Source organism: Paenibacillus sp. FSL H7-0714, from assembly GCF_038003765.1.
GTDB lineage: Bacteria > Bacillota > Bacilli > Paenibacillales > Paenibacillaceae > Paenibacillus_AQ.
The window spans coordinates 4081170-4094063 of record NZ_JBBOPT010000001.1; the positions used below are offsets into that span (position 1 = coordinate 4081170).

Consider the following 12894-nt stretch of genomic DNA (forward strand, 5'->3'; position numbering starts at 1 on the left):
GATGGACATGACCTCTTTGCTTTTGCTTGGTCTTGCTGCGCTCGGTATTATAAGCAGTAATTCCCCTGTAACAATAGCAATGGTCGTCCTACTACTGCTAAGAGTTCTTGGCCTGCAGCAGACCTTCCCTTGGCTTGAGAAATATGGTTTAACCATTGGGATTATCATTCTTACGATCGGGGTCATGACGCCCTTGGCCAGCGGAAAAATATCGCTACAGATGGTCGGTCAGTCCTTCCTCCACTGGAAGTCTCTTCTTGCGATTGCGATCGGCATTCTCGTCGCTTATCTTGGTGGACGCGGAGCCATCCTTATGACCAACCAGCCCACAGTTGTTGCGGGTCTCCTGATCGGAACAGTGATTGGCGTTGCATTGTTCAAGGGTGTCCCAGTAGGACCGCTTATCGCAGCCGGTATATTGTCGCTCTTGATTGGCAAAATGTAAAAGGTGGAGCAACCATTCAACACAAAAATAGAGCAGCAATTCTCCACTATCGAGAGAATCGCTGCTCTATTTTATTTTTATTCAGCCTGAGAAATGGACTGTGGAATTTCCTGAGACGATCGTTTTTCTACAAACAATAGATCACCAACCCCATGCTCTGTTTGAATTTTTTTCAGTTGGGCCAAAGCTTCTGCTTCTGTATTGAAATACCCAGCTTCCACTAGGAATAATCCCTTCTGATCCTTTAATACGCGCACGTTCTCTAACCCGAATAACATCTCTTCAGCCATGCCTTGACTCTCGCCGGAAGGCTCTGAGACCGTTCTAAGTGAATAGATAGAAGTTCCTTCCTCCACGTCACCCTTCTTATCCTTCAATGTAATCGCCACCTGTGCCGGCTCCTTATATTCCTTTACCTCATAAGCAACTGGCTCTTTGAAGGTTACATTGAAACGTATCATCGAGTCATCCAATGTAATTAAAGGATAAGCATCTTGAACATACTTGCTTTCTTTTAATGTCTCAAGATCTTTAACAGCTGAGAAGTTCCTTGCCCCACTCACGGTTACGGTCATTGTATAAGGATTGTCAGTGAATTTTACGTTATAAGAGCTTGCAAGGTCTTGTGTATTGTCCGAATTTGCAAAATTTAAAATCATTTGATCACTGTTCTTCTGATGTTTCAACGAAATGAAATTGACATCTACTCCATCCTGAATCGTGCCGCCGCCTGCACTTCCATCCGTAAATTTCAATACACTTACCAGCTTGCCTAGAACGGGCACTTGATTCATACTATCCGCGAAGGCGGGTACCGTATTTACACCCACTGTAAAAGAAATGATAACTGCTGCTGCAACTGATCCTGTCCATTTTAATCCGCTCATTTTTATTCCTCTTTTCTGTTGTTTATAGCGTTTTCCTCTTTCAATACCTTTTCGAGAAGCTTGTGATAGTTCTTCGGGGATTTCAATATCGTTGTATGCTTTCTGTAAACGTTCAAGTTGATTATCCAAAGTACTCACTCCCCTTCATATTAATTTTTAATTTCCCTAATCCCCGATAGATGACGGTTTTCACTGTACTCTCTGGCATGTCCAATACCCCGGCAATTTCCTTTATGGGCAAGTCTTCAAAATACCTCATCACAATGATCATTCTTGATCTTTTATCAAGGACTCTTAGCGCCTCCTGAAGATCAATGACATCCTCTATGGGTTCTGAAGCGTAGCTGCCTTCGGGATCTTTCTCCATATACACGATTTTTTTAGATTTTCGGATAAAGTCCAAGGCACAATTGACGGCTATTTTTGTGAGCCAAGTTTTAAAATATTGAGGTTGCTGCAGTTTATGAATTGAGATGTACGCTTTATAGACGGTCTCCTGTACAATCTCCAGCGCATCATCCTTATTCCTCACATAGGAGTACGCCATACGGTAAAGACGCTCTTGCATCCCGTCTATCAATGCAGTAAAGCTGTCTTCATCACCCGCTATCGCCTTTTCCTCCAGCTCTGTTGTATTCAAGTTCTCACTACCTTTCATGTTGCTTATATTTTTTAGACGCACGTGATATTCAAAAAGACTCAAATGGATTTAAAAAAATGGCCCTCTCTCCCGAGAAGACCACCTAAGTAATTTATTATAATGTTAGATCTTATCATGTATCCAAATGCTGTACGTTAAACAATCTCGCATAACTTCCGTCCAGTCCCATTAGTTCCTCATGTGTACCACGTTCTGTGATTTCACCATTCTCAAGCACCACGATCTGATCAGCATGTGTAATCGTAGACAGTCTATGCGCAACAATGAGTGTAGTTCGTTCCGACGAGAGGGATTGCAGCGCTTGTTGAATTAAATGCTCTGATTCCAGATCCAGTGCTGACGTAGCTTCGTCTAATATAAGAACCTTTGGGTCTTTAAGAAACACCCTTGCTATGGCTACCCGTTGCTTTTGCCCACCGGACAGCTTCACTCCACGTTCTCCCACTTCTGTATCATAGCCTAGCGGCAGCTGCTCAATAAAATCATGCGCATTGGCAGCTCTCGCCGCCGAAAGGACTTGCTCCTCTGTAGCATTAGGATTGCCGAACAAGATATTATCTCGTACAGACCCACTAAATAAGAAATTATCTTGAAGCACCATCCCAACGGCTCTTCGCAAACTCTCCTGCGTCAAACCCTGTATATCCTGACCATCCATCTGGAGGCTACCTTTGCTTATGTCATAGAATCGCGGGATCAAGCTTATGAGAGAGGACTTCCCGCCACCACTCATTCCAACAAAAGCGACCGTCTGACCAGGTTTGATACTTAAATTAATATCCTTCAGTACCCAATCATTCTCTTCGTTGTATTTGAACCAAACATTATAAAAATCAATTTCACCACGTGTATTCGTCAGAGGTCTTGCTCCCGGTTTATCCACGATATCATAAGGCTCTTCCAGCAGCTCAAGCACCCGTTCAAGGGAAGCCGAGGCTTGCGTGAGCACTGTCGAGGAATTAATCAATCGACGCAGAGGCGCATACATCCGGTCCAGATAGCCGAAGAAAGCAACAAAGGTTCCCACAGTCAAATTCCCATGAATCACTTGATAACCACCGTATCCGATGACTAGCAGTGGTGCAATATCCGTTAGTGTGTTAATAATCGCGAAGGTAATCGCATTCCAACGAGTTTGAGCCATCGCTTTTTTGAGAAAGTTACCGTTGATATCTTCGAACTGCTTCTGATCCACTTTTTCCATGGTGAAGCTGCGGATGATCGAAATGCCTTGAATCCGTTCATGAAGATAGCCTTGAATGCCAGCCAGAGCCTGTGAACGGTCTTTCGTTAACACCTTAAGTCGTTTATATAGTTTACTTACCGCAAAGGCGTAGAACGGAAGTACAGCGATAGATACTAGCGCCAGCACTGGATTCAAATAAAACATAAAACCAAGCGCAAACACTAGCGTAAATAAATCCAGCCATACATTCATCATTCCGACTTCTACTAAATTTTTGGTCTGTTCCACATCATTTATAAATCTTGAAATCGCTTCGCCCACTTTTGTATTCTGATAATACCGCAGCGACAACCGCTGTAAGTGACTGTATAGCTTATTCCGCATATCGAACAATATCTTACTTGTGATCAGCTGTGCAAAATACTGCCGGTAATACTCCACCGGTCCCCTTACAATTACGAATAAAACAAAAGCGCCTCCGAGGATGAGCATCAATTGCGATACCCGCTCCTGGGCACTCATGGCAGGGTTCATCAGCAGATCATCGACTACGTATTTCAGAATCATAGGCAGTGTCAACGGGATGCTGAACTTGATCATACCTATAAAGAGCGTAAACACAATCCATTTCATGTAAGGCCGTACAAAAGTAAAATATGATTTCCATTGCTTCACAGGGATATTCTGTCCTTTCTCTTTACTGAGTTGCTAAGTACAGTTGACTTTTGCGCTCTACAGTGTTTTTATATTTTTAAGTCCATAAGTACGATAGCAGTACCCGAACTTCAGGAGGATAAAGATGTCTAGACAATTTGTGACGGAAGCCGTCATGATGGCGATTTACGGCCAGCTTCTCATATCGAGCAGCCCTGTAGAATATATAGTGCCTTATACGACCGTGATGGAATTATACGAACTGCGGGACAGTGATGATCCGTTAATGAACCGTCCAGATGATGACAAGCATGTCAAACTCAAGATTGGTGAGCTCATTGCCTATTTTGAAGAGCCACTTAATGCTAAAAAAATCAACCGCTGTCTGGCTGTTCCTTGGGCAAAAAGCTCTGGTATTCTACTAGGCGGACAATCAAAGATTACCATCATTAACAGCATGGATACCGCTGTCTACGGCGAAACGTTCGATCCTATCGAAACGGAGCTTCTATTGTCCTCACAACGTGAGAAGGTGCCTATTCTTACAGATCAATTCGAGCTGATTCAACGCATTATTGAAGGTGGAGTCCCTGTTCAAGTATACGACATTGACGATTTCGATTTTGCTATGGAGGAAGAAACGTTTCGCAATTCGCACTGATTATATCAACACTAGAAAAAGCCCTGCCTTTTGGCAAGGGCTTTTCACATTAGAAAAAAAACAAAATTAAGACATTTAAACCTGTACTCCGCCAGGCACCGATTTGGCTTCATACTTATATTCAATGTCATCGTCTGCCTCAGAATACACAATAGTTAAGCCGTAACCTTCCATATACCATAAGTCCTGCTCTTCCATGTAGAACACAATACCGTCTTGTTCAACTTGTATTGCCGAACGTCCTGGTGCCTCCGTCCCGATACCCAGTGAGAAACCAGGGTGAAGTCCACCTCCCGAGCTATAGCGGGGAAATAAACGAATATAGTCTCCATTCTTAAGATCCAGTTCTCTTTTAAACCAAGCTGCCGCTGCTTGACTAATTTCCATGTTCATCTCTCTCAGCTCCTTTGTATAGTCTAATCATACTGAAAATGAATCGATATTCAAATACCTTTATACAATTAATGTTTTCCCAAGCTCCTCAAAAATTAGTTTGACAACTTTGCGAAGCGAGTGATAAACTCTGAACATAACTAACGGTCTACTAGTTATTACCAAAAGTTATTATTAAATCAATGAAAGGGGTGAGCGCGGTGTTTACGAAGTTACAGCCATATCAAATAACTATTGTTGGAATTTCCAATCAACCGAATACCGAAGCAGCCCAAGTGGTGAAACCATCCTGAAGTTCCCTGCGAGTGTAATTGATCGTATAACTTTAGTTCTTGAAGGTCTCTCACATGCCTGGTGCTGTATAGCACCGTGCGCATGATAGCTGTAAATTACAGGCATATCGTCCGTTTTCGGATGATATGCCTTTTTTGTCGGTTGTCATCTTTGAAGGACGACAACGTCGTTTTTTCTTGGCTGTTGAGATAACCACTTGCGCTTTTTTCCAACATCACAGCTAGTATTTTAACTCGAAAGGAAGGGATTTACTTGTTCTCCGTTCTCCGTAATCTGGGCTGGTTCTTTCGCCGAGAAAAAAGGCGTTACCTGATTGGCCTTATCTTACTTATTGGTGTAGGTGTTCTTGAATTATTCCCCCCACGTCTGCTAGGCAATGCCATTGACGACATAGTACGCGGTTCTATTACTACAGCATCGTTAGCCAAGTATATCGGTATGATCCTCATTTTGCTGCTAGTCATTTATTGGATTACCTACATATGGATGCACAAATTATTCGGAGGCTCCAACCTCGTAGAGCGCCTGCTGCGCTCGAGATTTATGAATCATTTGATGACCATGACCCCGTCGTTTTTCGAACGCAATAGAACCGGCGACCTGATGGCTCGGGCAACCAATGATATCAGAGCTGTCTCAGCTACCGTTGGATTCGGGATGCTCACCCTGGTGGATTCTACAATTTACCTCACTGTCGTACTATTCGCAATGGGTTTTCTTGTCAGCTGGAAGCTGACACTTGCAGCTGTCTTACCATTACCACTAATTGCAATAGCTATGATTTTTTATGGTAAAGCGATCCATGATCGTTACAGCTTAGCACAAGATGCGTTCGGAGATATGAATGATCAGGTTCTCGAGTCTGTCTCAGGTGTGCGAGTTATCCGTGCTTATGTACAAGAAAGACTTGATGAGAAGAGATTCTCAGATATTACAGAAGATGTATACAACAAGAACATGGCCGTCGCCCGTGTCGATGCCTTCTTCGAACCGACGATTCGGTTCTGCGTAGGGCTCAGCTACATTATCGGTCTTACCTATGGGATATATCTTGTGTTCCGTAATCAGATCACCCTAGGGGATCTTGTCTCCTTTAATATGTACCTCGGAATGATCGTTTGGCCGATGTTCGCTATTGGAGAGCTTATTAACATCATGCAACGTGGTGGCGCTTCTCTCGAACGTATTGATGAGACGCTAAACTCCAAAGCGGATGTTCAAAGTGCTGACAATCCGGTTCAAGTTGCTAATCCTACCCGAATTGAACTTAACGATGTGACCTTCCGTTATCCCTCATCGACGATTGACAATCTAAGCAATGTCAGTCTGACCTTAAACCAAGGGCAAACACTAGGTGTAGTCGGTCGTACGGGAAGCGGTAAATCAACGCTCCTCAAACAGCTGCTTCGTGAATATCCGACAGGTAATGGTGAAATTCTCATCTCTGGAGTTCCGATTCAACAGATTTCATTGGATCAACTACACAGCTGGATGGGTTATGTTCCTCAAGAGCAGATCCTTTTCTCCAAATCAGTACGTCAGAATATTCAATTTGGTCTAGACAACGCGGATGACGATACGATCATGAAAGCTATCACAGCTGCCGCCTTCCAAAATGACTTAGGAACATTATCCGATGGTTTAGATACGTTGGTTGGTGAACGTGGAGTATCCTTATCCGGTGGACAAAAACAACGTGTATCCTTATCCAGAGCCTTTATCGCAAATCCAGATGTACTGATTCTGGACGATGCCTTATCCGCTGTTGACGCTCGTACTGAAGCTCAGATCATTGAGAATATTCGCCAAGAGCGTGCGGGAAAGACTACATTGATCTCTACGCACCGCCTCTCTGCTGTTCAACATGCCGACATGATCGTCGTACTTGATAACGGACATATCGTGGAACGTGGTACGCATCAAGAGCTGCTGGATCTGAATGGCTGGTACCGCGAGCAGTATGACCGGCAACAAGTAGAGAATAATTTATCGAATGATTAAAAGACATACTAGCTATGACTATGCAAAACTTTTAGGAGGTGTCACCGTTGACAAAGAGTACAGGCAAACGCCTGCTTGAATACGCATTGACCGCAAAAAAAACCTTTATCGCAGCCCTTCTACTCCTCTCCATCGGGGTAGCGGCTGAACTGGCAGGTCCATTTATTGCCAAAAGCATGATTGACAATCATATGTTGGCCATCGAAAAGCCTTATTTTAGTACTGCATCACCAGATGAGGCGGTTCAGTATAACAACGCTTATTACAAACGCGGAGACCGTTTTGAACCCGGGGAAGCTAAGGGTCAAGAAATTCGCATTCTTCAATCGGGACGAAGTTTCTACTTTATCAATGAAGCCGTAACACAATCCGATGGTGAGAGAAAGTTCAGTAATGGTGAAATGCATATCACGCGCGGCCAGGACGAAGTCATCTATCCTGCTGTTAAACTTTCAGCGGATGAACTGTTTGATTTTTACAAACCTGAGCTCCCTGGTATTTATCAGCTGGTCGGTTTGTACGCTATCTTCCTGGTCATCTCGATCTTTGCCGAATTCGGTAAAACCTATTGGCTGCAATCTTCGGCGAATCAGGTAATCCGAAAACTACGAACAGATGTGTATGCGCATATCCAGCGACTTCCGGTTTACTTTTTTGACAACTTGCCAGCAGGTAAGGTAGTGTCACGTGTAACTAATGATACCGAGGCGATTAAGGATCTATTTATTGCCGTTCTCTCTAATTTCAGTACTGGTATTATTAATATTACTGGTGTATACATCGCCTTGTTCCTGCTCGATGTTCGGCTAGGTCTGATCAGCTTGTTCATCATCCCGATTCTTATTCTTTGGATCGTGCTCTACCGCAAAATAGCTACAAAATACAATACGATCATCCGCTCACGTCTGAGTGAGATCAACGCTATCATTAATGAATCGATTCAAGGAATGTCCATTGTTCGTATATTCCGCCGTCAGAAGCAGCTTGGTGAAGAATTTGAGCATCTGAACGATGACTACTTGAAATATCAGAATAAAATGCTGAATCTGAATGCCTTCACCTCCCATAACCTGGTGAACTCTCTACGCAGTCTCTCTTTTGTGATGGTGCTTTGGTATTTCGGACATGGCAGTATTACGGGTTCTACATTTGTATCTTTAGGTGTTCTATACGCCTTCGTCGATGTGCTTGGACGTTTGTTCCAACCGATTACAGGTATGGTGAATCAGCTTGCAAATCTCGACACTTCTATGGTGTCTGCGGGTCGTGTGTTTACTCTTATGGATGAGCCTGGGGAGAATGTTACCGATGGTTCCATGCCGCGCTATAAAGGAAAAGTGGAGTTTAAGAACGTATCTTTTGCTTATAAAAAAGACTTCGTCCTTCGCGATATTTCCTTTGAAGCACGCCCAGGCGAAACTGTTGCACTAGTAGGTCACACCGGTTCCGGAAAAAGCTCGATAATCAACTTATTATTCCGGTTCTATGATCCACAGAAAGGTGAAATCACGATTGATGGCCAGAAGGTTACAGATATTCCGAAGCAATGGCTACGCAATCACATGGGGATTGTTCTTCAAGACCCTTACCTCTTCACTGGTACTATTGCTTCCAATGTCAGCCTGGGGGATGAACGAATCTCACGCGAACGGGTTGAACGGGCTTTACGGGAAGTCGGAGCAGATAAATTGCTGGCCCACCTTCCTCAAGGTTTTGATGAACCGGTTATTGAAAAAGGGAGCACCCTTTCTGCAGGTCAGCGGCAATTGATTTCGTTTGCCAGAGCGCTCTCCTTCGACCCAGCTATTCTGATTCTTGATGAAGCTACCTCCAATATCGACACGGAGACAGAAAGCGTCATTCAAGATGCATTAGAAGTCCTCAAAAAAGGACGTACCACATTCATCATCGCGCACCGTCTATCTACAATTCGCAGCGCAGATCAGATTCTTGTTCTGCATCACGGAGAGATCGTAGAGCGCGGTAGCCACGATGAGCTGATGGCACTCGGCGGTAGATACTTCCGGATGTACCAGCTACAAGTAGGTGCTGGTTCTAACAGCATAGACAATAACAATGGTGCACCCTCCCGACCTTCGTTAGGCAGCTTGCAACCATCGTTAGAGAAGATGTAATCGATCCCCTGAGTCACATCCTGTGATTCAGGGTTTTTCTATACTTGAAATTAGAACGTTTGTTCTGTAAAATGAAAAATAATACATATAGGTGAAGGAGGCTTTTGATGCGTACATACACTATAACTAAGAAGCAAGCTCGACTTTTTCTCCTGGCTCACCAAAAGTTAACTAGGGGCGCTCTTCCTGCCGGTAAACTTAGTGTTTATGATTACGTTCGTCACGTAGGCTGTATCCAATATGATCCACTTAACATCGCAGGCCATAACCATGAGCTTGTCCTCCAAGCACGAGTTCCCGGTTTCACACCTGAGCAAGCCCAAGAGCTACTGTATCAAGACCGACTTCTAATAGATGGCTGGGACAAGAACATGTCCATTTATTGTACAGAGGACTGGCCTTATTTTAAACGCAGAAGAGAGGCATCAGCCACACGCCATCGGGCCAATGAGCCAGTAATGGCTACAGTAGAACAGGTTCGTGAAGAGCTATTAAAGCGCGGTCCCCTCTCCTCTCTGGATCTAGATGGTAAGGATAAGGTGGATTGGGCTTGGGCTCCGGCTAGATTAACCCGGGCCGCTTTGGAAAGTATGTACTTTTGGGGGGAAGTAGTCGTTCATCATCGTGTTCATACCCGTCGGTATTACGATTTCACTGAACGCCTGCTTCCTCATAATCTTTTAAACACTGAAGACCCTAACCCCACAGATGAACAATTTAATGATTGGTATGTGCTGCGTAGAATAGGTAGCATCGGACTGTTATGGAATAAATCTGGCGACGGATGGCTTGGAATTTCTGGTCTAAAGAGCAAGGAACGTACTGAAGCGATTCAAAGACTGTTAATGGCGGACAGTCTCAGAGAAGTTCTAGTGGAGGGTATTAAGCTTCCACTCTACATCCGTAGCATGGACGCTCTAACTTTAGAAGCTGTAATACAGCAGGAGTCTGAAGATGCTGAGAGTCATTCAAGTTATTCGTTTGCGGCTGTCTTGGCTCCACTCGATAACTTGATATGGGATCGAGAGCTGATCCGACAATTATTTGGATTTCATTACCGCTGGGAAGTCTATAAACCAGCCTTGGAACGGGAGTATGGTTATTATGTACTGCCTATATTATATAATGATCGTTTTATTGCGAGATTTGAACCGGTGATGGATAAGAAGAGCCAAACATTGAACATTATGAATTGGTGGTGGGAACCGGGTGAACACCTAACGCCAGAGATGCTTCCGGCATTAGGCGAAGCTCTATCTGCACTGTCACGCTGCGTTAGAGCTTCTAAGATTCATTTTAGACCGGAGGTTGTAGAGGAGTGCGGATTAGAAGGGTTATTAGTGCAAAGTCTCCTCTTCTAACCCCAGTTTCGTGAACATTTCTGTACAATAGCCTTGTAATTTGATTTCTAGCCTTCTTGCTTTATTTTTGAATCGTTTTAACTCCTCAATCATTTTCGCCCTTCCAGCGGGGGTGAACGTTTCTTGTATCCGTTCCTTGAAATAATCATGAACGATATGATTACGCTGCTTCCACACTTCTTCTAGCTGAGCGGTTTCTTGCTCTGAGAAAGGAAAGTGATGCTGGATTTCTTTGATGAGTTGACCGAGTGAATTGCTGAGTTTTCGCTGATACAAATCAGTCAGATCTGCTTCAGTGGGCGTCTTCCCTTGTGATAATTTGGTGAGCAATAACAAATTGGTCAACTGCTGTTCTAGAGCTTGACCATAATAAACTGCTAGTCCAAAATACGCAAATAACTCCTTGGATTGTTCACTCTCTGGTACTTGTGTATGCTTCATCTTTCCCCTCCACTTCTGTTCGGCCTGCCAGAGCTATAATAAACTGATATCATCCAGGTGATTCGGAGAAGTTTATGTTCGCTTCATATCTACTGTTAATTCTCCAGTTCCCTACATATTTCCTCTTCTAGAAACGAAATTTAATCTAGCCTTGTGCTAAAAAGAAAAACAGACCATGCTGTACATCCACAGCAATGGTCTGGTCATTTGCTTATTATATAGTTAGGTTGGGTATACAACCTTACGCGTATACTTCAACCGCATCGCTAATCAAACGACACGCCTCAGCACATCTACGGCAGGCATCAATACATTCCTGACAATGTGTATGTATATGCTTGCTGCTTTCATCTGCACAGGCTTCACAAATTTCGGCACACAGACGGAGAATTCCGGCTACAAACGGACTTTGGCGAGTCATCGCTTGTACGGCATATGAACAAATATCCGCACATTCACGATCTAGCCGCATGCTTTCACGCAGAGAAGCAAGATCATATTCTTTTAGGCTTGAGACATAGCTATAATTACAGGCATTCATACTTTCTAAACAAGCGTCAATGCACTCCTGATATTGAATTCGGGTCATAGCCTTAAACCTCCTGTATTTTTATAGGGTATGCGATACTATTAACCTACAAGATTAGGAATGAACCATTACAACTTCTGACAAGGAGATCTGATTATAGACTTCTCTTAACTGTACTAGGACGAACGAAGGTACGTCCCTCCATCTCCAGTAACCTAGTGCGCAGTTCATTTGATGAGAAATGTTCGCCGATAAATACGGCAACGTCAGGCACTTCGCCTTGTGGTGTGATTTTCATAAAATCAGCTTCACGATAGGCATATTGGAAAAGAAACCGGCTGGAGGTGTCATTAAAGGTCACAATACCTTTAGCTCTATAAACATCTCGCGGCAATTCCTTAACGAACTGTTCGAATTCTTCACTGTTTACTGGACGTTTAAAATAATGTGTGTACGCCATCACATGATCGTGGCTAGTATGTGTGCCACCAGTAGTGTGTTCATCTTCATCATGCATGAAGCTTTCGCTTGCGTCCTCAACCTCTTCCAGCTGTTTATCCGTAAGAACTCCACCTGCATCACGCAACAGTTCCTCCGGTTCCACCTCACAACGCACAGTTGGCAGAATGGGTGCATAAGCGTTCCATTTCCGCAGTACAACGTTAACCTCCTCCGCCTCTTCAGCGGTTACACGGTCAATTTTATTCAATAGCAAGACAGAAGCGCAGCGAATCTGCTCCTGCATCAAACGATAAGTTGCCCCCTGTTGTGCGCGATACAGTTCAAGAAGATGCGCGGCGTCAACGACGGTGATCAAGCTTTTTAGTTCTACTTTTTGATACAACGAAATCTCGGTTACGCCATCCACAATTTCCAGCGGATTGGCAGCGCCTGTTGCCTCGATCACTACGACATCCGGAGTCTCCTTCTTGATCAGTGTTGCGAGTTCTGTACTAAGATCACTTCGGATAGAACAGCATATGCATCCACCAAGTAGTTCTGCCATAGGGAAAGTTTGCTCAACTAACAATCCATCTAAATTCACTTCACCCAGCTCATTCATCACTACTGCAGGGCGTAAACCCTGATTTTTCCAATGATCTAGTAGGCGCTGCAGCAGTGTTGTTTTGCCGCTCCCCAGAAATCCTGACAATATATACACAGGTACGACCTGTTCCATGTTTCATCGCTCCCCAGCAAATTACAGTTATGTGTAGCGAGTGTACTACATGCGCGCGAAGCACGC

Annotated in this window: 12 protein-coding genes; 5 read left to right on the forward strand and 7 right to left on the reverse strand. The window is 44.0% G+C overall.

Annotated elements, in window-relative coordinates; all coding sequences use genetic code 11:
* Position 1 precedes the first annotated feature (1 nt).
* Positions 2 to 445, forward strand: coding sequence for a DUF441 domain-containing protein (locus NST34_RS18210; RefSeq protein WP_042188929.1), 444 nt, complete (start codon positions 2 to 4; stop codon positions 443 to 445).
* A 77-nt stretch (positions 446 to 522) separates the two neighbouring features.
* Here the strand turns inward: NST34_RS18210 and NST34_RS18215 are convergent, their stop codons facing one another.
* The 3 genes from NST34_RS18215 to NST34_RS18225 form a co-directional block, all read right to left on the reverse strand.
* Positions 523 to 1461, reverse strand: coding sequence for a DUF4179 domain-containing protein (locus NST34_RS18215; protein ID WP_341128486.1), 939 nt, complete (start codon positions 1459 to 1461; stop codon positions 523 to 525).
* The gene (locus tag NST34_RS18220; protein ID WP_341128487.1) at positions 1454 to 1972 is read right to left on the reverse strand and encodes a sigma-70 family RNA polymerase sigma factor; all 519 of its coding nucleotides are present in this window, start codon (positions 1970 to 1972) and stop codon (positions 1454 to 1456) included. The genes NST34_RS18215 and NST34_RS18220 overlap by 8 nt, the downstream gene beginning before the upstream one ends.
* A gap of 133 nt (positions 1973 to 2105) precedes the next feature.
* A complete protein-coding gene (locus NST34_RS18225) occupies positions 2106 to 3854 on the reverse strand; it encodes an ABC transporter ATP-binding protein (RefSeq protein ID WP_341128488.1) in 1749 nt (582 codons plus the stop codon).
* A gap of 124 nt (positions 3855 to 3978) precedes the next feature.
* Here NST34_RS18225 and NST34_RS18230 point away from each other — a divergent pair, with 124 nt between their 5' ends.
* The gene (locus tag NST34_RS18230) at positions 3979 to 4494 is read left to right on the forward strand and encodes a hypothetical protein (protein ID WP_042128412.1); all 516 of its coding nucleotides are present in this window, start codon (positions 3979 to 3981) and stop codon (positions 4492 to 4494) included.
* Between the two features lie 75 nt (positions 4495 to 4569).
* On the opposite strand, the gene NST34_RS18235 is transcribed toward NST34_RS18230, so the two are convergent.
* Positions 4570 to 4887 carry a HesB/YadR/YfhF family protein gene (locus NST34_RS18235; protein WP_076298842.1) on the reverse strand — a complete coding sequence of 106 codons (318 nt, stop codon included), beginning with the start codon at positions 4885 to 4887 and terminating at the stop codon, positions 4570 to 4572.
* A gap of 546 nt (positions 4888 to 5433) precedes the next feature.
* On the opposite strand from NST34_RS18235, the gene NST34_RS18240 reads away from it, so the two are divergent.
* The 3 genes from NST34_RS18240 (at position 5434) to NST34_RS18250 (ending at position 10678) form a co-directional block, all read left to right on the forward strand.
* A complete protein-coding gene (locus NST34_RS18240) occupies positions 5434 to 7182 on the forward strand; it encodes an ABC transporter ATP-binding protein (RefSeq protein WP_076298841.1) in 1749 nt (582 codons plus the stop codon).
* A 47-nt stretch (positions 7183 to 7229) separates the two neighbouring features.
* Positions 7230 to 9317: an ABC transporter ATP-binding protein gene (locus tag NST34_RS18245; RefSeq protein ID WP_042188937.1), complete on the forward strand. Its 2088-nt coding sequence runs from the start codon at positions 7230 to 7232 to the stop codon at positions 9315 to 9317.
* Positions 9318 to 9424: 107 nt separating this feature from the next.
* Positions 9425 to 10678 carry a winged helix-turn-helix domain-containing protein gene (locus NST34_RS18250; protein WP_076298839.1) on the forward strand — a complete coding sequence of 418 codons (1254 nt, stop codon included), beginning with the start codon at positions 9425 to 9427 and terminating at the stop codon, positions 10676 to 10678.
* On the opposite strand, the gene NST34_RS18255 is transcribed toward NST34_RS18250, so the two are convergent.
* The 3 genes from NST34_RS18255 to NST34_RS18265 all read right to left on the reverse strand — a co-directional run bounded on the left by NST34_RS18255 (position 10655) and on the right by NST34_RS18265 (position 12828).
* The gene (locus tag NST34_RS18255; RefSeq protein ID WP_042188942.1) at positions 10655 to 11119 is read right to left on the reverse strand and encodes a hypothetical protein; all 465 of its coding nucleotides are present in this window, start codon (positions 11117 to 11119) and stop codon (positions 10655 to 10657) included. The genes NST34_RS18250 and NST34_RS18255 overlap by 24 nt on opposite strands.
* Positions 11120 to 11360: 241 nt before the next feature.
* Positions 11361 to 11708: a four-helix bundle copper-binding protein gene (locus NST34_RS18260; RefSeq protein WP_042128424.1), complete on the reverse strand. Its 348-nt coding sequence runs from the start codon at positions 11706 to 11708 to the stop codon at positions 11361 to 11363.
* 94 nt (positions 11709 to 11802) lie between these two features.
* Positions 11803 to 12828: a CobW family GTP-binding protein gene (locus NST34_RS18265; RefSeq protein ID WP_341128489.1), complete on the reverse strand. Its 1026-nt coding sequence runs from the start codon at positions 12826 to 12828 to the stop codon at positions 11803 to 11805.
* Between the last annotated feature and the right edge of the window lie 66 nt (positions 12829 to 12894).

Coding starts and splice junctions, on each gene's coding strand:
- NST34_RS18210 (WP_042188929.1), top strand. CDS start 2: ATGGACATGACCTCTTTGCTTTTGCTTGGTCTTGCTGCGCTCGGTATT.
- NST34_RS18230 (WP_042128412.1), top strand. CDS start 3,979: ATGTCTAGACAATTTGTGACGGAAGCCGTCATGATGGCGATTTACGGC.
- NST34_RS18235 (WP_076298842.1), bottom strand. CDS start 4,887: ATGAACATGGAAATTAGTCAAGCAGCGGCAGCTTGGTTTAAAAGAGAA.
- NST34_RS18250 (WP_076298839.1), top strand. CDS start 9,425: ATGCGTACATACACTATAACTAAGAAGCAAGCTCGACTTTTTCTCCTG.
- NST34_RS18255 (WP_042188942.1), bottom strand. CDS start 11,119: ATGAAGCATACACAAGTACCAGAGAGTGAACAATCCAAGGAGTTATTT.
- NST34_RS18260 (WP_042128424.1), bottom strand. CDS start 11,708: ATGACCCGAATTCAATATCAGGAGTGCATTGACGCTTGTTTAGAAAGT.
- NST34_RS18265 (WP_341128489.1), bottom strand. CDS start 12,828: ATGGAACAGGTCGTACCTGTGTATATATTGTCAGGATTTCTGGGGAGC.